Source organism: Yersinia aldovae 670-83, assembly GCF_000834395.1.
GTDB lineage: Bacteria > Pseudomonadota > Gammaproteobacteria > Enterobacterales > Enterobacteriaceae > Yersinia > Yersinia aldovae.
This window is the reverse complement of record NZ_CP009781.1, coordinates 1,162,183-1,181,401: the sequence shown is the minus strand read 5'-3', so window position 1 is coordinate 1,181,401 and position 19,219 is coordinate 1,162,183. Positions and strand designations below refer to the sequence as shown.

Here is a 19,219-nt window from a genome sequence, read left to right as displayed (position 1 = left end):
GCGGCGGCAGATGGCTGAACTCACACGCCAGCATATGCAAACGGAAGTGATGCAGAATCAATGTCAGGTACGGCGTACTGAATTAGCTCAGTTGCAGAACCAGTTACTAACGTGGTCTGGAACCTTACCGGCGAATGAGTTGTTGGAACAAAAGCAAAAGATGGGCAGCCTATTTCATGAGGTTCACAGCATGGCGCTGCAACAATGCACGCTGTCGGATACGCAGAAACAGTTACAACAGCGGCTTGATGTGCTGCACCAGGAACTTATTATCATTATGAAAAAAAAGGAAAAAATCAGAGGGCTGCTAAACAATGAATATTATTAGAATCGAGGGCTGCCTGTGGCATACCCAGCCTGACAACAGCGATGAAGAAGTGCAGCGTCAGCCAGGTAAAACCCGGTTTACGCAGCTAATGGGGCAGATTACCGCTGCGCCAGGCCATTCTGGTAACAAATCTGCGCTGTTGCGACGGCAAACGAGCCGTTATCAAGTGTTGGGGGGGCCTGCGGCGGGGCTGGTCTGCGAGATAGAGGTGCTGGAGGGGAAAACCTATCTCAACGTTTTGGTGCCGCAATATGCGTCGTGTAACACCTTAAAGCACTTTTCTGCCTGGCTGAACGCCGGGCTTCTCGCGGCAGGTCATCAGGTGACGCTGGAGATAAAGTATGTCAACGATGACACCGAGTGAAGGGGAGCTGGCTAAGTATCTGCCAGTAGAAGGCGTTAGCTTAGGTGCGCTGCATATTGTGGCGCAACAGTGGACGGTTGCCCAACCAGGGGTAGCGTTCGCGGTGACATTGGGGGGCACGGCGTGCGACATCTGGTTACCGCAGGGCGATTGGCAAACGTGGTGCGAAACGATGATTGGCTCTTCGGATTCCAACGCGATTGACCCGCAGCTATTAGCTGGCGTTGCTGAATGGGGGCTTTCACCGCTGCTGGCTGCCAGCGATGCGGTGATGGCGAACCCAAGCGGTTATCCACGCGACTGTAGCAGTTTACCGCAGCAACTGGCGCTGACTTTTAGCTGGCAGATAGAGCAGCACCGTTTTCGTGCCCTGCTGTTTGGCTGGCCGCCGGCCTATTTTCTCTCTCTCATACCGTTGGTCAAAACCACAGTACGGTCGGTACATGTTTTGCCTCCTATTGCTTTTGCCTGCTATGCGGGATGGTGCTCTCTTTCGCTCTCCGAGCTAAGAGGTCTTAACATGGGTGACGGCGTGCGGATGCAACCCTTTGGCCACCTCCGCGCCGGTGAATGTATTTTGTTGCTGTCGGCGGGGGTTGCGGCGCGGGTGAGCTTTGCGCAGGAGAATAATATGCAAATAAGTGAACTGGTACAGGACGTTGAAAGCTTGCTAATGGAAGAACGGGATGATGTGGATAATCCGCCACCTCTCGCGGTGAGTATCGATGACCTGCCGCAAATACTGTTGGTGGAAGTCGGGCAGGTGGATATCTCTTTAGGTGCGCTGCGTGCGCTGAGTGTGGGTGATCTGTTGCCTGTCGCTACCCAGTTTGGTGCTGAAGTGAAACTGAGGCTGAATGGGCGGGTCCTGGGGGCCGGGGAGCTCGTCGGCTGTGGCGACAGCTTTCTGGTGCGGATCAATCGCTGGTATCTCAGCCCCACAGAGGTCGCGCAAACGCAGGGGGATACGGTAAACACCTGATAGTCGCGGGGTGGGGCGGTGGCTATAACTGGTTCATCACCGCCTTATTAGGAAATACCATGTCTTTACCTGACTCTCCCTGGCAGCTTATCGCGCTGCTGTTTGTCCTCTCGTTACTGCCGCTCGCTGTGGTGATGGGAACCTCATTCCTCAAGCTGGCGGTCGTATTTTCTATTTTGCGCAATGCGCTGGGAATTCAACAGGTGCCGCCGAACATGGCGCTGTATGGCTTGGCGCTGGTGCTCTCCATGTTCATCATGGCACCAACGGTATTGGCGGTGAAAGCTCAATGGCACCCGGTGGCTGATGCCAGTACGCCGGTGTGGATGAGCGGCTGGGATGGCCATGCGCTAGGCCCATATCGTCAATTTCTGCAAAAAAACTCAGATGAGAAAGAAGCGCGCTACTTTCGCAATTTGATCGCAAAAACGTGGCCGGAAGATGCCCGTCGGCGAGTCAAACCCGATTCACTGCTAATTCTATTACCCGCGTTTACCGTCAGCCAACTGACCCAGGCATTTCGTATTGGCCTGCTTATCTACCTGCCTTTTCTTGCCATCGACCTGCTGGTTTCGAACATTCTGCTGGCGATGGGCATGATGATGGTGTCGCCCATGACCATCTCATTACCTTTCAAGCTGCTAATTTTTCTGCTGGCGGGTGGATGGGATCTGATCCTCTCCCAACTGGTACAGAGCTTTGTATGAATGATGCCAACCTTGTACATTTAGTCACCGAGCTGATGTGGTTGGTTCTGATGACCTCTTTGCCTGTCGTGCTGGTGGCCTCGGTGGTGGGGATTGCGGTCAGTCTATTTCAGGCGCTGACCCAGATTCAGGATCAAACCTTGCAGTTTATGATTAAGCTACTGGCCGTCGCGCTGATGCTGATGGTGACTTACCATTGGCTGGGAGGGTTATTGTTAGCCTATACGCGGCAAGTTCTGCTGCAAATAGGCACCCACGGATGACAAATCTGGTAAGCGATGGGCTGGTGACGGTGGCTGTTGCGATGATGAGACCACTGGGACTTACGCTGCTTTTTCCGCTGCTACAGAGCGGTAATTTGGGATCGCCACTGATTCGCAACGGGGTATTGCTGGCGGTAATGCTACCGATGTTACCTCTTATCCACGCTCAGGTGGAAATTCATCCGGGGTGGGGGTGGCTAAGCCTTATTCCCGGCGAAATGCTCATTGGGTTGCTATTGGGTTTTTGCGCTGCTATCCCTTTTTGGGCCGTGGACATGGCGGGTTTTCTCATTGATACGTTGCGCGGGGCAACAATGGGTACCGTGTTCAATCCGGCGATGTCGGTGCAAACGTCAATTCTTGGTCTGCTGTTTAGTCAGTTTTTGTGCGCACTGTTCTTTATGACCGGTGGTTTCAATCTGCTGCTTTCTGCGCTGTATGATTCGTATCATTATTTCCCACCTGGTAACGTGTTGCAGTTCAATTCCACTTTTTTTAATTTCCTGCTCACTGAATGGCAGATGCTGTATCGCCTGTGCCTGAGTTTTTCCCTGCCCGCGGTGCTGAGTATGGTTTTGGCAGATTTAGCGTTGGGGTTGCTGAACCGTTCCGCCCAGCAATTGAACGTATTTTTTTTATCGATGCCGATTAAAAGTGCGCTGGCCCTCTTTCTACTGTTGTTGTCGCTGCCCTATGCCTTTCATCACTATCAGCTTGAAAGTGAAGCGTTGTATCGGCATGTTAGCCGATGGTTAGCCAGCCATGAGTGAGAAAACTGAGCAACCCACCGAGAAAAAAAAGCGTGATAGCCGCCAGGAAGGGCAGGTGATCAAAAGTATGGAGATCACGTCCGGGATTCAATTAGTTACGGTGTTAGCTTTTTTCCACTTTTTTGCCAATGCCATGATTCAGCGGGTCGCAGGGCTGATGTTACTTGCTGCGGGGCTGATTAATAAACCTTTTAGTTACGCCGTGGGGGTCATGACGCGGGCGCTGTTCAGCGCCGGAGGGCTTATGTTTGCCCTGTTTGGCGGGATGCTGGCGGCGGCCACCATCGCCAGCGTATTGGCTCAGGTTGGCTTTATGGTGGCAAGCAAAGCGCTGGGCTTCAAAGCAGAGCGGATTAGCCCGGTAAGTAACCTAAAGCAGATTTTTTCGTTGCGCAGCCTGATTGAGCTGATTAAGTCCTGCCTGAAAGTTATTTTACTGTGCCTCATTTTCGTCTACTTATTTCGCTATTACGCTCCGACGTTTCAAGCGCTGCCTTACTGCGATCCGGCCTGCGCTATTCCGGTATTTTCGACCTTTGTACGCTGGATGTGGTATGCGTTGCTGACGTTTTATGTGGTACTCGGCGTGTTTGATTATGCTTTCCAAAGCCATAACACCCTAAAGCAACAACGTATGAGCAAGGAGGATGTGAAGCAGGAGCATAAAGACATGGAAGGTGATCCGCAGACCAAAAAACGTCGGCGAGAGCTACAGCGTGAAATGCAAAGTGGGAGCCTGGCGCAGAATGTGAGGCAATCTGCCGTGGTTGTGCGTAACCCAACCCATATCGCTGTTTGTCTTGGTTACGATCCGGTTGAGATGCCGGTACCCACGATTTTAGAGAAGGGCACGGATGCCAGAGCAGAACACATCGTAAGCCTGGCGCTACGTGAGTCGATTCCGGTGGTCGAAAACATTGCTTTGGCACGTCAGCTATTTCACGATGTGAAGTGTGGTGAAATGATCCCTGAATCGCAGTTTGAACCCGTGGCTGCGTTGCTACGCCTGGTGTTAGAGATTGACTATGACGCCGAGACTGATAAATAAATCAGCGGCTCTCGCTGCGGTTATTCCGCCATATCAGGCGATGACCTGACATCAACCCGACTGAACTTCACTTACGCTCAAATCACGCCAAATGGATTAGCATAATAGGAGTGGGTGATGAGTTCAGATATATCAATATCAAGTGTCAGCATATCGAGTTTTCATATTTCTGACACTAAAAGCAGCACAGAATATCGAATTTCATTAACTAACTGGCAGGTATTCTGTGATTTTTTCCGTTCTCTGGTGGGCGTTGAAACCAGCGTACATAAACTTACACGTCTACATAATTCGATTTATGGTGAAGATAATAGCCCTCAAGATAAGCTGGTTGCGCTAAATGAATTGGTCAACTGGGTGAGTGCAAAATACCAAAAAGATTTTCACACCTGTGTTGATGATACGGGAGAGGTGACGGTTTATTATAAAGACCTCATGTTAAAGCAGCTTTCATTGCCTTTATTAGCGCCGGGAACCCGTGTAGAACAATACCTTCCTAACGTAGAGTATATCGGTGAAGGATACGCAATCTCACATTTTTGCGATCATATATTCTCTGAAGTATTGCCAGAATTAGATCGGTTGGAACAGCTATCTAAAATTGCACAACGCCGCTATGACGACAGAAAATTAATTAACTTGGAAACAGCACTCTTTAATTTTAAATTTAATTTACTCGATACATTTTTACAGAAGTATGACGCATTAAATTTATCTGCTGACGTTAAATCAGCTTGTGAGAATTACCGGCTTAAATTGATTGCTGATGATATAGGCAGCGCGAACGATGACGTTGAAAGTAATGAACCTGAAATCAGCTCGCCAGATAATGAGTGCCCAGAACAGCCCGACAGAATTGAGCAACTGTTGGACTATACCCGCAGGACACGACAGGCTACCGGTGATATTTTTGGGACGATTTACTCGGGTATTATGTCTCAATTAGTAAACGAAACTGCCTGCCTACAGCAGGCCACTGTTGAATGTGATAGCCAGAAGACTCAGCAATCGGCTAAAAACATTTGCGTAATACTAAAAAACTTCGATTTTATGCGCGCGAGCGACAACACTTTTGATTTTTCCGCGTTTGAGCGCTTTTGTAAAACGCAAAATTCGCCTATAGAGGCGATAAAATACATGGAAAACGCGATTATTGCGGCGGATGATATTTATCTATCATACCAAGCCTTACAGCAGGGACTGCTGTGCACCGAACCCACACTCCCTGAGCATCTAAAACAGAGCGTACACCACACTGTCGCGTTGTTAGATCAATATCAGCAGCTAAAACAGGCAAATGAACCGGTAAGTGTGTTTTTAAAAATGGGGCCAGCAAAAAGTTCGGATGCGACCAATCGAACGCTTACTCTTTATAACGGTGAAAATATCGCCTATAGCTTTGCTTTCCCCCCCTCAAGAAACTTTGAGATTTTGCTGCATAAGCATGTATTTAACGAATTGGTTCTCAATCTGAGTTACGCGGCCAGCGAACCGAGGAACGAAGGGCATAAGGTTTATACCGAGCACTCGTTCTCTTTAAACAATATCAGCGGCAGCGAGTTTTTATTACAAGCGCAAAACTATTTCCATGTCGACAACATCGGCTATTTATTTATCAAATAAAGTTCCCCCGAGCTGTTTGGAGAAAATATGTTTTCGCGAGTGATGGCATCCAATAGTGACGTTGTGACGTTTGTAACCAGCAGACAAGATTACACTCCCCAACTGAGTTTTTTGGATTATTTCATCGATTTCTTTATCAATCTGATGAGCGGAGAAACCAAGTTCCAACGGCTGAAGGATTTACATCAAGATATTTTTGGTGACAGTACGCCGGATATAAAGCTAGGTGCGATGATTGCCCTTAAGCATAATACTCATGCGGCTTTTCATAAGGACTTTCACGCAGAAATACTTTTTGGCGAAGATTTTTTTAGCACGGGAAAAGCCTGTGTATGTTTTTACTACCAAAGTGTGCTTATCACACAAAGCGAGCCGATACACTATTCAACACTGCTTGCCAGCCAGTTTTCAGATCACTTCCCGATTGATCCTTTGTTGCTGGGAAATCCGATAGCCAGCTTTGCGAAAGCCACGGCTGAGGGGGTAGTGATCGATTTAGATCGGACTGATTCGATGGTAGGCGCTTCAGATGAGACGCTAGACGCACGGCTCGAAGATAGGTATAGCGAAAGGTTTGAACTCTTTACTCTCGGCCTTGACTTGCTCAAGTATAGTGGAGAATTACCTAAGGAATTTAAGGCCGAGAAGTATCTCAAACAACTCGAAGAGCTTGGCAAGGCAGTAGAGGGTTGCCTAAGTTCGGCCATGTTACCTCGCGAGGTTTTCGCACAAATTGTCAGCAAGATCAACGCTAGTGCGACGTTAATTTTAAATGATTTGTGCGCCTGTCTTGCATCGACGGTCGCTGAGAAGAGCAAAGCATTTGAGTTATCTAACTTCACTGACCAGCGGCACAATCTTGCTGAACAACTGATAACTCATCTTGGGCAGGCAAGGTATTTTTATGAAGGTGAGTTTTTCGCTTCAGCCTCTGGTAGCGCGAGACAGACAAGAAAAAGAGAAATCGACATTTTTGATAATACGGCTCGATTGATCCAAAATTTCTGTACTCAAGGCATGTTTGCGCTGAAACCGGGTAGGGACGCGGTGCCCAATGTTTATCGTCAGGCGGTAGAGAACACGGTAGATATGCTTGATTGCTACTGTATGCACGCGAGCGAAAAAGGGTGCTTTGCTATTACCCTTGAGTCAAATACCGACTACGACATGATCTATGGCAACTATTTTGCGACACGAGTTTGCTTGCGCCACGATGGTGTTTTGAAAAGAAAATTCAACATTCCTCCTGAGTTTGAGTTTTTACTGACGCATCACGTCGTCGGTGAACTTTGCGCGCCTGTCGAGCTGGGCACGTCATATCGGGCATATTACTTGCGAGAGAACGTGACCCGCAATACCTTTCTATCCAAGGTATGCGCCTATTTTACCCTGTGTGAGATCAGTTCTGTGCCAGAAAAACGGTGTTTTCCAATGTAACAGTAACATCAAGTTTTATACGATGGGCTGAATGTTTTTAACGCGAAGTTTTATGTGACTCATTGCTTTTTTTTGAATTATTAAACGGATATCTCTGCGTTAGGGGAATTTTGAATGACCAAACGCAAGGTCTAAGCTGACTTAAGCTCAAACCTTGAGTTCTCCTGATAAGACACCAATACGGTTGCGCTATTACTTAGCTGATGCTTCAAGAGTAAAACTTTCTTGAACGGCTACAGTCTCTTGATCAAGAGTCGTTTCGGTGTGAATTTTTGCCACACCGCGGCAGCCTTCACCATAATGTTCACCCTCCCAACGCCCAACCAGAGCCGCGCCCACCGCATTACTCATCACGTTAGTGGCGGAACGGCCCATATCGAGGAAGGGATCAACACCCATTAATAGAATCAAACCCGCTTCCGGGATATTAAATTGGCTGAGAGTGGCTGCGATAACTACTAACGACGCGCGCGGCACACCTGCCATGCCTTTAGAGGTCAGCATCAAAATTAACAACATGGTGATTTGCTCGCCCGTGCTCAGATGAATATTACATGCCTGAGCAATAAATATGACTGCAAATGAGCAATATGCCATCGAGCCTACTAGGTTGAATGAGTAACCGATAGGGAGAACAAAACTGGCAATTTTGTTAGAAACGCCGAACTTTTCCAGTTTTTCTAACGTGCCGGGGAAGGCGGCTTCAGAGCTTGAAGTCGTAAAGGCAAGTAGCGCAGGTTCGCTGATACTTCTGACTAACCGGAAAATACAACGGCCAATTAGCAAAGCAGAGCAACCAATCAAAATAACCCACAATAGGGCAAGAGTAAGATAGAACTCGCCCATAAAGATACCGGCACTGACTAATACGCTTAAACCACGTTCAGAAATCATCGCGGATATGGCGGCAAACACGGTCAACGGCGCAAATAGCATGACATAACCTGTGAGTTTCATCATCAGGTGAGCCAGTGATTCCAATACCGAAACAATAGGTTTTGCCTTCTCACCAATAGCTGAAAGGCTAACCCCCATGAAGACGGAGAATACAACAATTTGCAGGATTTCATTGCGTGCCATTGCATCAACAATACTGGTTGGAATGGCATGTGAGATAAAGGCCTTCGCGGAGAATGGAACCGGTGCAACACCGTCCACAGCGCTGGCGGTTGCGGCTACGAAGTTAATGCCATCACCTGGTCTTAGGAGGTTAACCACCACGAGACCGAGTAGAATGGAAATGAATGCTGCGCAAATGAACAGGAACAGCGTTTTGGAGAAGACGCGCCCTAATGTTTTGGCATCACCCATTTTGGCAATTCCAACCACCAATGTTGAGATGATCAACGGGGCAATGATCATTTTGATCAACCGTAGGAAAATATCAGTAAAAATAGATATTTCAGATGCGTAAGATTTTGCAAATTCAGGGTTACTAAAGGAGTTTATTAAAAACCCGACAATAATACCTATTATCAAACCCAAGATGATCATTGTGGTCAAATTTTTTGATTTCATAATGATTCCATTTATAAGTAGGGTGGTATCGTCTTTCTAAATTTATTTAATAATAAGACTGATGTTGTGTTTCATCTGTTTATTGAAACAGGTGCAGGGTGAAGCTCGAACGCAGCACAATGCACCGGATGATTTGAGGATCTATGTTCTACGGCGATAACGAATGAAAACTAAATGTTGAATTCGATCTTCAATAATGGCGCATGTTGTTGAGCACCATAGACATCAGTGTCGCCTACCGCACCCGATACCAGGCCGCGCGGCATCACCACTTTGACGGCGTTCGCCGGATCAAACCAAACAATGCGATGAACGCGTTCGGGATCAATTTTATAAAGTTTTGCTATCAGTTCCTTTTTAAATTGACCTGATTGTTTAATGGATGAATATATCTCTTTATCTTTAAATAGAATATCTAACACTAATTCATATGGCCCAGCATTTTTTGATCTCACAACATGAGCCAAGTCGAGAATGGATATTTTCATGCCATCACTCCCTCTGCGGTTACATTCTCCAGGCGGAACTTAAAGGCAATCTCTGGTGTATATTCCATTAAATTATAAATGGAGAATTCATAAACCAGACCGGCTCTAATGTCTGATGGTGAGAATGGGAAGGCTAAATTGCCTGCGGTTGCAATGCGGCCAGCATAACCATAATGAAGCAGGGTAGAGCGAGCCAGTGAGCAAATACTGTCGGCTGTCGCTTGAGAAGGGGCCACAACATCAAGCAAAATACCCAATTCATAAGATGTGGTATCTGGCTCTGGCTCCATTTTCCCCATCACGCCATTTTTGCCATACAGATGAAAATTGAGCTGTACTGAGTCTGGCTCGATGCTCAGGTTTTTTTCCACACTTTTGCGCACTTCCAGCAAGATGTTATCGATATCAGCAATCATAATTGAGTCACGCGTACCGGCAATACTCAGTGTGCGGTAGCCCACCGGACGAGCCCCTTCCAGCTTCACGGTGTAGGGCGTATGCTCATGTACCGAACCGCTAACACGAACGTGACCATTGCCCACATCTTTAAAGCTGCACGCTTTCAGATTCAGTGCTCCACCGGGGCCGGGCAAGAAGTAAGGATCTGATTTCTCATACAAGGTATGTGCAGCGGCAGAGGTTGCAGTGAACTGGCGTTTCTGATTAAAGGTTTTTAATGTAAAACCGGTTTCATCCAGAATACCCATTGCACAGTCAGAACCTGATCCTGGTGTTGCTGCAATGGCTGCGCACTCCAGAATCTTGCCGCAATGTAACGCCAGACCTTCATCGAACCCCATCATGATAGGGAGCGCGGCAAAACATGCGGGGTCATAAGCGCGGCCGCCTAGTACCACTTGCGCGCCAGCGCGTAATGCCTCCTGAAAAGGCTCAATCCCCATCTGTGCAACAATATATGTTGTTGCATCAATGGCTTCATGAGTTAGTTCAGGGACAAAATCCAGTGACTGAATTTTTCCTGCATCTAGGGCTGCGTGAACCACATCTTTACTTACGTCAGCAGGAATCACCGCCATCGTAAAGTTAAGCGATTCCTCTTTGGCAATCTCTAAAATGATCTGGCGACACCATTCCAAATGCGGCGCGGCCCCTGAACCTCCTGCCGTGCCGATGACCACTGGAATGCCCTGTTTCACACCTGCGGTTATCATGTAACGCAAATCTCGTTTGACTCCGGCCCGATCAGTAAATGGCTTGCCCGAACCGAGATAGTGAGGGCCGGGGTCGGAAGAACCGGCATCCACGGCAATTAAATCAGGTGACTCCTCCATCGCCCTCATAAAGCTTTCTTCTGGAAACCCGTACCCCAGGATGGCCGTTGGCGACAGGATTTTAAACGTTCTAGACATATCAGTTGGCCTTTGCATTTAGTTGTGCGATGGTGCGCGTCATCTCGTTAAACACAATATTCATCCCTTCATCAAACCCCATTCCAGGCTTGATCAACATCCGCATTGGCCGCGAGGCGATAGCCACATGTACGCAAGTACGAGCGCTGATATCAGTTTCGTTACAAGTACCGCCTTGATACGCTTCCATACCTTTTTTATTGCAGTACAGAACGGCATCAACGATGTTGTGAATACTGCCCAGATCCGGCGTTTTGATCTGCACCATATGGCAGCTACCTGCATCAGTAAAATCGATGATGTCTTGGTAGGTGTTACACCACTCATCGGCCACGATTTTTACCGAAGATCCCAGCTTCTCCAGATTGCGGGTGATTTCGGTTAACAAGCGGATTTGGTCTGGTTTATTGCCCGCATCAACCGGCCCTTCGATATATAAATTCAGTTCACCTGCCTGCTCTTGCAAACTGGCGATGTACTCTGCGCACAGCATCGGGTCCATGTCGAAAATTAGGCCAATAGTGCCGTAAACATCGATATGTAAATCCGGTTTGTATCTCGGATCAACGCGTAAATCGCTAACGCGTTTAGCTAGCCAACTGACATACTCACGCAACTTTTCGCCATTGCGGCCCAGTTTTTCATCAACATTATTGATAAGGCCATGCGGCAGCACATCCACACCTTTAAGGATCATTTTATCGACGGCGATATAACGATCGTCACCACTTTGACCAAACAAAGGAATCGGTTTGGCAACCAACGGCAGATGCCATTCATCACACACCACTTCTGCTTTCAAACGGCCAGTTGCTAATGCGGTTGCATCCAGTAAGGCTTGAGAAAGACCATAACGAATGGCGGTGTGCAGTGGCTTGCCATCAATTGTTACTTCATCAAAGAAGCGTGCATTGAGGCGAAACTCGCTGATATCGCGCCCTTCCAGCAGTGGCTTAATATATTTCTCGAGGAAAGGAACGAAATTAGCGGCAATAAATAAGGGGTCACGTCCACCGGCACCGGAGTATTGCACGGCGGCACAGTCACCCACCGCCACTGCGCCATTTTCTAACACTAACTGGACGTTGACGCATTCTCCTGCCTGACGAATTGCACTAAACCCCTCTGTTACAGGTTTGCCTTGATAGATAAATCCATCCAGTTTTGCGCCATTTTTAATGGCCTGCTGGTCATCGAAGTAGAAAGAGGAGTTACCTGCGGTGAACAGTGCGTGTTTAATTTTCATTATGGTCTTCCTATTAATTTGCTGTGGGATACGGCGTTAATATCGTCAATGATCATTTGGAATGAAGGCGTTCGGCCCTCTTCTTTAGCGCGTTCAGCGACAAAATCATGGTGCAGTGCCAGCACATCTTTAGGTAGGGGAACGGAACCTGGATCGAACACGCGGATTGCGCCGTGGTTATCACGGATTGGCATCATCTTGCCGGAGTTGCAGGTCGCGGGAGCAAAAGGCACATCAAGCACGCCGGCTTCAAAGGCCCGTACCGTCCCTAGCGCAATATCGCCTTGGCCCAATTCCAGTACTTTATCCATAACGGCGCGCACTTCACGTTTAATCAGCGCAACTTCGCGGTCAACCTCTACACAAGGAGGGAATTTTTGGTCGCGCACCATGTTCAGCATTTGGTTTGATGCCCGCAGCCCTTGACCATTCGCTTCAGCGGTGGGGATGCCGTAGGCTTCATGGGGACTTTTGGTTATCACTTTGGTGGCACCCGCCATCCCAGCGACCGCTGATCCCCAAGAGATAACCGCAAAAGCACGGGATTCGTCTTCCGGGAACCCGCCCATCCATTGATGGAATACCGTGCTGAGTTCGTAATTGTCGTAGCCATTGGCACGGAAATACTCATGTGCCAGTTCGCGTAATGACTGAATCGCAGCAATATCTTGCACAATATTACCCACCTGGCCGTAACCGACGGTGATGGATTTCACCCCTTGTTCCAGTGCCAGTAAGCCCTCAATGATGGCAACCGCATGGGAAACAAATGGCGGGATCAAGGTGCCGGTCAGCGGGCCAAATGGTTCGCGATTGATACGAATACCGTGTTCTTCATAAACGCCAATCAAACGATCGCAGTATTGCCAGTCACGAATGGATTTTTCCAGCGTCACGCGCTTGGCATAAGGGATGTTATAAGAGATGCCACCACCTTCGTAGCTGGTAAATCCGCTGGCCATCGCAATTTCGGCCAACAGGCGGGCATCAGGAGTGCCATGACGAATTTGCAGTGGCTTAGATAAGGATTCTGTGATGCGACGACATGAACTAACACCATGATTAACCACCGGTAATCCGTTGAGTTTAGACGTGCCCGCTTCAATGGATTTTTGGATGCCCACAGCCGCTTCTTCATAGCGATTAAGGCGGGTATAAGCGTCAATGGTGGTTGGCAACAGGTCGCAATCTTTTTGTAGTGTTTTCAGTAGCTCAATATGTTCTTCAATGAGCGCCACCCCTGCACGCGGTTGGCTCAGCGTGATGCCTTTACGGTCAGCTTCAAATAAGGCTCTGGCAAAGTTTTTTGACTCAGGAATGGTTTGCTGATACTTCACACCCTCTTCAAAATTCTCAACCTCCTTGCCGGTATGCCAGGTTTTTAACACATGAAAGCGTTCAGACATGAAATCGTCTAAAGAAATCTTTTTATTTCGAAGTTCCATCATGACTCCAATTTTCACTTGTTCAAAATTCGAATGCCAGTCTGAGCGGCAGCTTTAGGAAAGCGACGGGCGACATTAGCGAGCAGGGGAAGTAAACCTTGCGTATCTTTGTAATATTCAAATTGGCTGGGGAGCAGAACTTGCCTATTTTTGTCATCTAAATTGCGGTATTTCAGCCAGTTATGGATATCGAATGAGTCTGCTCGGGAGAGCCATCCGCCGGTGCCAATGACTTTCTTCACCAGGGTTAAATCGCGCCCAATCTGTAGATCAATGTTGCCAGCACAAGTGCAGACCTGTGTTTTGGTGCCAGCATGGCGTTCTGAGGCATACCCGACACAGATTCCGGCAAGTAATTGATCGAATACGCTTTCCTCATCGGTTTGAGGTAAATAGCCCGGATGCGCGGTGATGTGTGTTAGATAGTGATGAAAAGCATCAATCTTGGTTTGTTGATGAGCAAAATAGTGATCAATCATCATCGTGCCAGTCTCGCCCGCGTTGAGTGCTGAGACTCGCATCCCTAAATCACCTTCAACGGTGCGTTTAATCAGCGGCTCAGGGATGCCATGCATGATGGTGTCAGGCTGTAAGTGATTGTTATAAGAGGAGTAAACATCAGTAGTTGCTCCACCCATATCGATCAACATGAAGGTTTCCCAATCGGGTATGTGTTGGCGAATTTGCTGTACCAGCTCAAAGACTGAATAGGGGGTGGGTAATGGCTCTTCGCCGGTTTGATCGACGATGACATCCAAACCTTTTCCCTTGACAATTTTATGCAGGAAAATGTCACAAATGGCTTTACGTGCACCATAAGGGCTGGGGTTATCAAGGTTTGGCAACACGTTATCGACGATGGTTAAATCTTTATCTCCGAGGATCTCTTGCACATCATCTTGCAGGTCACGGTTTCCGGCATAAATAATGGCGCACTCAAGATTTGATTGAGCCAATAGTTTAGCGTTCAATAATCCATGACCGCAGTCACCACCATCAGTACCACCGGTAAAAAGCAGGATATCGGGTGGTGATGCTTCTAAAGCGCGTACGTCAGACTTATTCAGGTTATAGGCGAAATGCTGTGATACTTTGGCTCCGGCTGAGTGTGCAGTGACCTTCGCGGACTCAAGTGTAATATTGGGTACCAATCCTATCGCGGCAACGGCCAGCCCTCCTTTAGCGGAAGAAGAGTAATCAATCTTGATTTCACCCGAGGCCAACATTGGCCGTGCATCAGCAACATTCAAGATCTTATTCAATACTGAGAAGAACCCTTCAGCTAAATGGTGTGGCGTCGTTGGGGATAATGCACAGTTTCTCACTTCAATATGAGAGTCATCTGTTACCTCGAATACCGCCCCTTTGGTCCAGGTGGAGCCGATATCGATAGAAACGCTGATCATTGCATACCCTCAGTAGTTTCCTCTGCCTGCATAACATGGCTAATGTCGCGTTTCATCAGGGAACAGACTAATTCCAGATCAGTGTCGGGTGCGAAAACACGGTTGAAGCCCATTCCTTTGAATTTGGCTTCGATTTCTGAAAAATCATGTTTACCGATAACCAGGTTTCCGCCGACATAGAGCAAAATTTCACCTATTCCGCGTTCAATACAGTTCTCCCGCATCCCGATACAATCTACCTCGCCGTGCCCATAAATAGAGGAGACGACAATGGCCTGAGCACCGGTTTCAATGGCTGCGTCAATGTATTCATCTTGACTCACCATGACACCGAGATTAATTACGTTGAAGTTATGCATGGTAAATACCCGGTCGAGCACCTTATTACCAACAGCATGGCAATCAGCACCAATGACGCCAATAACAATTGTTGGGTTTTGCATGTTTTGTCCTCTATGTAGATTACGTTCCATATATTTTTATGGGTGGAAAGGTAAGCCTGGCGTTGGCATTTCCACGGGAAGTTAAGTTATTCAACAATAAAAATTCATGTATATATGCTTATGTAATTCTAAGGTGATTTATTGGGGTTTCATTGGTTTTTAATGTGCTTCTCCTATAAGTCAAATACAATTGATTTATTGTCAGAACATCTTGAAAAAAATAAAAAATAAAGAGAAATTATTTATTTACAATATTTTATTTGCAATAAAATCAGCATGTTGATTATGGTTTATTTGTTTTTGTCAATAAGTAATAATAGATATTACTTAAGGTGATTTAAATGTTTAAAGTAAAAGTGTGATCTTGGTGTGTTTTGTTATCTTTCATCAATGTGATGAAAATCATATTTTAAATAAAATAATAACAAATATGATATTCGTTTTTTTTTAGGTATTTTTTGCATTTTTTAATGTAAGGCATGAACTGAGTTTTATTTTTGTGAGGTTTTGCGTATTTTTAAAATAAATGTGCGTAACACTCACTCTTAATTATGTGGGTGACCACGTATTTATTAACGTACTCCGCCCGCGATCATTTTGAGTAAATGCATCTGCGGATAGTATTTAAATAACTTTTTTCGGTGCAAAACGTGAAGCAGATAATCCAGATCATGTTGACGTCGGTTAAACAGCAACCCAATAACACTACCACTATGGGCCACATTCAATCCATAAATTCCACAATCTTCGACGATATCTAACAATTGATGAAATTGTGGTTTAGGCAGGTCTGACTCACTGGCGATAGCACTTAAGGTCGTTGCTTCTCCAAGTCTATAGCAGCAACGTCTTTCATTCGCCAATCTAAACTGTTGCATCGCTTTTGCCAACGTGGGGGCTTGGTTCAGCAGTGATAAGTGGCGATATCGTTTATGGAATTCTTCTGTCAACAATGGCTTAGGGCTTTCAAGCAGCACAATGTCGATATCAGGTAACCAGGGAAATGGGATCTGAGTTTGTGCCGTTTGGTGATCAAACAGGGTGAGGTGTTTAAATATGGTGCTGTCGGTGGGTTCAAGCACCACGCAAAGCTTGGCCAGTGTTTTATCGCTCAGCGAATGCCCTAATAATCGGGCCGTGGCGACAGCTGTTGCGGCAATATCCGCGGTACTACTGGCTAATCCTTTTGCCACCGGAATGGTTGATTCAAACTTGATGCAGATATGCTCTGCCAGCAACGGTGACTCGCCAAAATGAACTAATATTTGCTTCACCATGTGGCGCATTCGGGGCCGCTCACATTTACCGGGTTTTCCTTCTATCACTAAAACTTTGCTGTACCAGTTAATCGGGCAGGAGATCAGTTTTTCTCCACCTAAAATCCACCCTTGGAGCAATTCGCCACAGGAGGCCGGGCACCATGCTTCAGCCATGAGAGGCATCCTTATAACAAACTTTCCGCTGACAACACATTATATTGCCTGCAACAGTGGTTCGTGATTGATATCGATTGGGTGAGAGGTAAAAGCCAGAATATCACTGAGATTAACGACACTGCCAATGACCAGCAGTGCCGGAGCGTGCAGTTTTTTTCGTGCGATTTCATCTTTTAGTGTACTGAGTGTTCCTTTGGCCATTTCTTGTTGCTGACGGCTGGCATACATCACCGCAGCGGCTGGCGTATCAGGTGATTTTCCTCCTTTGATCAACAACTGGCAGATCTCTTCTTGCCGTGTCATGCCCATCAGAACTATCAGTGTGCCTTCCAACTGGGCCAGTACATCCCAGTTTTGTGGTTCGTTTCCTTGGCACATATGTCCGGTGATCACATGAAAGCTGGAAGCATAGTTGCGATGGGTTACGGGAATACCTGCATAGGCCAACCCGCCAATAGAAGAACTGATACCGGGAACCACTTCAAAAGGGATTTGATAGCGTGAAAGGCTTTCAGCCTCTTCACCGCCACGGCCAAATACGTAAGGATCACCACCTTTAAGGCGCACCACATTTTTGCCGGCTAAGGCATGGTCTATCAAGATCTGATTTATCTGTTCCTGCGGCACGGGATGGTGGTTTGAGGTTTTTCCGACGTTAATAATCTGGCAATTTGGTGGCGCTTGAAAAATTAGCTCAAGATTAACCAGGCGGTCATGAACGAGAACTTGGGCTTCACGAATGGCAAGTAAGCCTTTTACCGTGATTAATGATGCATCTCCTGGACCTGCGCCCACTAACAACACTTTTCCTATACTCATGAGAACAACCTTTATAGCTGATATGGCATATGGTTTTAACGTTAATTACCAGGGAATTATTATATAAATAACGCGTGACTCAGGCGGTTCATGATTATCCATCAATAAAATAATTAGATACTTGACCTCGCTCCCATTATTTAATCATTTTACGGAATGAACTCTTCAGTATATATAATGTTCAATTTTAGTTTGAAATTTGTTATTTTATTTTATTTTTTTGCATTGTCATTAATTACGTTTTTATTCATTATTCTAATTCTAACCTTTAATATTACATTTGTTATTGATAATTATGAGGTATATCACAAAAATGGCTGCGAGCTATGTCTATATAAATAAAAATCTGTATGTTAAAAAACAAATTTAAGCCGTCATTACTTTCTAATATAAACATCCCGCTATAGCAGGCTATCTAATCAATGCTTTTATGAAATAATGGGTGAGTGACAATGCGGTGCAAAATTCCAAAAACAGACTTATTAGTGACATTTGAAGCGGTCGCACAATATGAAAGCTATACCAGAGCGGCGGAGAAGTTAGCGTTAACACAAAGTGCTGTTTTTCGTCAGATTACGGCACTGGAAGATCTTCTTAATGTGTCATTATTCCATCATGTTCGTAAGCGGATCTTCCTTAATGACGCAGGCCGTTATTACCTTGGTTTGGTTAGAGATACCCTTGAGCAACTGGAAAAAGATACGCAAAGTATTATGTCTTATCAGTCAACACAACAAGTTCTGGAACTGGCGGTGACACCTACGTTTAGTACACACTGGCTTATTCCCAATCTCAGTAACTTTCATGAAAACCACCCGGAAATTGTGCTCAATTTAATTGCACTTACCACGCCGGCTGACTTTTTGAACCTAAAATATGATGCAGCGATTATGCGCGAGGACTTTAGTAGTCCTTGGGCAGAGAACGAGCATCTATTTGAAGAAGAACTGGTTCCTGTTTGCAGCCGCATGTTGTGGCGTGATGATAAAGACGTGATGCGCGCGGAACAATTGATGGATGAATTTACTTTGCTTCATCAAACAACCCGCCTGGATTCCTGGTACGATTGGTTTGCGTTATCAGGTGTTAATAATCCAAAGGTGCGGATGGGGCCACGTTTTGATCTTTTATCAATGCTGATTTCGGCTGTGCGTTCCAACCTTGGTGTCGCGTTATTACCACGCTTTGCTATCCACAAGGATTTGGAAAATGGTGATATGGTCATTCCTTGTGATTTGCCGATGAGCACTGGAAACCATTTTGTTCTGACATATAAGGACGGTAAAAGAGGATTAAGGAGTTTGCAAAAGTTTAGTCGTTGGGTTCATGAAAAGTCGAAAGAAGAAGAACTAAAAAGGACATGGGTTAACTGACTGCTGAAGCGATTACTTGTAATTTTATTATTAATAATAGAGCTTATTTTGTTTTAGGCTATATTGTCAGAGGCTTATTAACCAATAAGCATTATATGTTGCAGAGAGAACAGTTGCTTTTTATTTCCTCCCATCAATAATGATATGGTAACT

19 protein-coding genes are annotated in these 19,219 nt (G+C 46.3%); 10 read left to right on the top strand and 9 right to left on the bottom strand.

Translation table 11 applies throughout. The features are described from left to right. Nucleotides 1-10: 10 nt before the first annotated feature. From AT01_RS05475 to AT01_RS05435, 9 genes are all read left to right on the top strand, one after another. Nucleotides 11-328 carry a hypothetical protein gene (locus tag AT01_RS05475; RefSeq protein ID WP_231585786.1) on the top strand — a complete coding sequence of 106 codons (318 nt, stop codon included), beginning with the start codon at nt 11-13 and terminating at the stop codon, nt 326-328. Next, the gene (locus AT01_RS05470; protein WP_042546391.1) at nt 315-692 is read left to right on the top strand and encodes a Secretion system apparatus protein ssaP; all 378 of its coding nucleotides are present in this window, start codon (nt 315-317) and stop codon (nt 690-692) included. The genes AT01_RS05475 and AT01_RS05470 overlap by 14 nt, the downstream gene beginning before the upstream one ends. After that, nucleotides 670-1,674, top strand: coding sequence for a YscQ/HrcQ family type III secretion apparatus protein (locus tag AT01_RS05465; RefSeq protein WP_042546390.1), 1,005 nt, complete (start codon nt 670-672; stop codon nt 1,672-1,674). Before AT01_RS05470 ends, AT01_RS05465 begins: the two co-directional genes overlap by 23 nt. A gap of 59 nt (nt 1,675-1,733) precedes the next feature. Further along, nucleotides 1,734-2,381: a type III secretion system export apparatus subunit SctR gene (gene sctR, locus AT01_RS05460; protein WP_004700475.1), complete on the top strand. Its 648-nt coding sequence runs from the start codon at nt 1,734-1,736 to the stop codon at nt 2,379-2,381. Beyond that, nucleotides 2,378-2,644: an EscS/YscS/HrcS family type III secretion system export apparatus protein gene (locus AT01_RS05455; RefSeq protein WP_042546389.1), complete on the top strand. Its 267-nt coding sequence runs from the start codon at nt 2,378-2,380 to the stop codon at nt 2,642-2,644. Before sctR ends, AT01_RS05455 begins: the two co-directional genes overlap by 4 nt. Beyond that, the gene (locus tag AT01_RS05450) at nt 2,641-3,414 is read left to right on the top strand and encodes an EscT/YscT/HrcT family type III secretion system export apparatus protein (protein WP_042546388.1); all 774 of its coding nucleotides are present in this window, start codon (nt 2,641-2,643) and stop codon (nt 3,412-3,414) included. The genes AT01_RS05455 and AT01_RS05450 overlap by 4 nt, the downstream gene beginning before the upstream one ends. Further along, on the top strand, nt 3,407-4,462 hold the full coding sequence (locus AT01_RS05445) for an EscU/YscU/HrcU family type III secretion system export apparatus switch protein (protein WP_042546387.1): 1,056 nt from the start codon (nt 3,407-3,409) through the stop codon (nt 4,460-4,462). Before AT01_RS05450 ends, AT01_RS05445 begins: the two co-directional genes overlap by 8 nt. 117 nt (nt 4,463-4,579) lie before the next feature. Beyond that, entirely contained in the window at nt 4,580-6,085 is a 1,506-nt protein-coding gene (locus tag AT01_RS05440; protein ID WP_042546386.1) for a hypothetical protein, read from the top strand. Nucleotides 6,086-6,112: 27 nt separating this feature from the next. Continuing rightward, a complete protein-coding gene (locus tag AT01_RS05435; RefSeq protein WP_042546385.1) occupies nt 6,113-7,522 on the top strand; it encodes a hypothetical protein in 1,410 nt (469 codons plus the stop codon). Between the two features lie 192 nt (nt 7,523-7,714). Here AT01_RS05435 and AT01_RS05430 read toward each other — a convergent pair whose 3' ends face one another. From AT01_RS05430 to cobA, 9 genes are all read right to left on the bottom strand, one after another. Next, nucleotides 7,715-9,040 (bottom strand): dicarboxylate/amino acid:cation symporter, encoded by a 1,326-nt coding sequence (locus AT01_RS05430; protein WP_042546384.1) that lies wholly within the window; start codon nt 9,038-9,040, stop codon nt 7,715-7,717. A 170-nt stretch (nt 9,041-9,210) separates the two neighbouring features. Continuing rightward, a complete protein-coding gene (locus tag AT01_RS05425) occupies nt 9,211-9,528 on the bottom strand; it encodes a DUF4387 domain-containing protein (RefSeq protein ID WP_042546383.1) in 318 nt (105 codons plus the stop codon). Continuing rightward, complete coding sequence (locus AT01_RS05420) at nt 9,525-10,898, bottom strand: acyclic terpene utilization AtuA family protein (RefSeq protein WP_042546382.1); 1,374 nt, start codon at nt 10,896-10,898, stop codon at nt 9,525-9,527. Before AT01_RS05420 ends, AT01_RS05425 begins: the two co-directional genes overlap by 4 nt. 1 nt (nt 10,899) lies before the next feature. After that, nucleotides 10,900-12,144 (bottom strand): methylaspartate ammonia-lyase, encoded by a 1,245-nt coding sequence (locus AT01_RS05415; protein WP_042546381.1) that lies wholly within the window; start codon nt 12,142-12,144, stop codon nt 10,900-10,902. Further along, entirely contained in the window at nt 12,144-13,589 is a 1,446-nt protein-coding gene (locus AT01_RS05410; protein WP_042546380.1) for a methylaspartate mutase subunit E, read from the bottom strand. Before AT01_RS05410 ends, AT01_RS05415 begins: the two co-directional genes overlap by 1 nt. Before the next feature lie 14 nt (nt 13,590-13,603). Further along, a complete protein-coding gene (gene glmL, locus AT01_RS05405) occupies nt 13,604-14,995 on the bottom strand; it encodes a methylaspartate mutase accessory protein GlmL (RefSeq protein WP_042546379.1) in 1,392 nt (463 codons plus the stop codon). Continuing rightward, nucleotides 14,992-15,438: a methylaspartate mutase subunit S gene (gene glmS, locus AT01_RS05400; protein WP_042546378.1), complete on the bottom strand. Its 447-nt coding sequence runs from the start codon at nt 15,436-15,438 to the stop codon at nt 14,992-14,994. Before glmS ends, glmL begins: the two co-directional genes overlap by 4 nt. A 572-nt stretch (nt 15,439-16,010) precedes the next feature. Further along, the gene (locus tag AT01_RS05395; protein WP_004700504.1) at nt 16,011-16,871 is read right to left on the bottom strand and encodes a GHMP family kinase ATP-binding protein; all 861 of its coding nucleotides are present in this window, start codon (nt 16,869-16,871) and stop codon (nt 16,011-16,013) included. Nucleotides 16,872-16,910: 39 nt separating this feature from the next. After that, a complete protein-coding gene (gene cobA / locus AT01_RS05390; RefSeq protein ID WP_004700506.1) occupies nt 16,911-17,693 on the bottom strand; it encodes a uroporphyrinogen-III C-methyltransferase in 783 nt (260 codons plus the stop codon). Between the two features lie 452 nt (nt 17,694-18,145). Here cobA and AT01_RS05380 point away from each other — a divergent pair, with 452 nt between their 5' ends. Then, nucleotides 18,146-19,066 (top strand): LysR substrate-binding domain-containing protein, encoded by a 921-nt coding sequence (locus AT01_RS05380; protein WP_042546376.1) that lies wholly within the window; start codon nt 18,146-18,148, stop codon nt 19,064-19,066. The last annotated feature ends 153 nt before the right edge of the window (nt 19,067-19,219 follow it).

Coding starts and splice junctions, on each gene's coding strand:
- AT01_RS05395 (WP_004700504.1), bottom strand. CDS start 16,871: ATGGCTGAAGCATGGTGCCCGGCCTCCTGTGGCGAATTGCTCCAAGGG.
- AT01_RS05430 (WP_042546384.1), bottom strand. CDS start 9,040: ATGAAATCAAAAAATTTGACCACAATGATCATCTTGGGTTTGATAATA.
- sctR (WP_004700475.1), top strand. CDS start 1,734: ATGTCTTTACCTGACTCTCCCTGGCAGCTTATCGCGCTGCTGTTTGTC.
- AT01_RS05465 (WP_042546390.1), top strand. CDS start 670: ATGTCAACGATGACACCGAGTGAAGGGGAGCTGGCTAAGTATCTGCCA.
- AT01_RS05435 (WP_042546385.1), top strand. CDS start 6,113: ATGTTTTCGCGAGTGATGGCATCCAATAGTGACGTTGTGACGTTTGTA.
- AT01_RS05450 (WP_042546388.1), top strand. CDS start 2,641: ATGACAAATCTGGTAAGCGATGGGCTGGTGACGGTGGCTGTTGCGATG.
- AT01_RS05380 (WP_042546376.1), top strand. CDS start 18,146: ATGCGGTGCAAAATTCCAAAAACAGACTTATTAGTGACATTTGAAGCG.
- AT01_RS05440 (WP_042546386.1), top strand. CDS start 4,580: ATGAGTTCAGATATATCAATATCAAGTGTCAGCATATCGAGTTTTCAT.
- AT01_RS05415 (WP_042546381.1), bottom strand. CDS start 12,144: ATGAAAATTAAACACGCACTGTTCACCGCAGGTAACTCCTCTTTCTAC.
- AT01_RS05425 (WP_042546383.1), bottom strand. CDS start 9,528: ATGAAAATATCCATTCTCGACTTGGCTCATGTTGTGAGATCAAAAAAT.
- AT01_RS05445 (WP_042546387.1), top strand. CDS start 3,407: ATGAGTGAGAAAACTGAGCAACCCACCGAGAAAAAAAAGCGTGATAGC.
- glmS (WP_042546378.1), bottom strand. CDS start 15,438: ATGCAAAACCCAACAATTGTTATTGGCGTCATTGGTGCTGATTGCCAT.
- glmL (WP_042546379.1), bottom strand. CDS start 14,995: ATGATCAGCGTTTCTATCGATATCGGCTCCACCTGGACCAAAGGGGCG.
- AT01_RS05475 (WP_231585786.1), top strand. CDS start 11: ATGGCTGAACTCACACGCCAGCATATGCAAACGGAAGTGATGCAGAAT.
- AT01_RS05470 (WP_042546391.1), top strand. CDS start 315: ATGAATATTATTAGAATCGAGGGCTGCCTGTGGCATACCCAGCCTGAC.
- AT01_RS05410 (WP_042546380.1), bottom strand. CDS start 13,589: ATGGAACTTCGAAATAAAAAGATTTCTTTAGACGATTTCATGTCTGAA.
- cobA (WP_004700506.1), bottom strand. CDS start 17,693: ATGAGTATAGGAAAAGTGTTGTTAGTGGGCGCAGGTCCAGGAGATGCA.
- AT01_RS05455 (WP_042546389.1), top strand. CDS start 2,378: ATGAATGATGCCAACCTTGTACATTTAGTCACCGAGCTGATGTGGTTG.
- AT01_RS05420 (WP_042546382.1), bottom strand. CDS start 10,898: ATGTCTAGAACGTTTAAAATCCTGTCGCCAACGGCCATCCTGGGGTAC.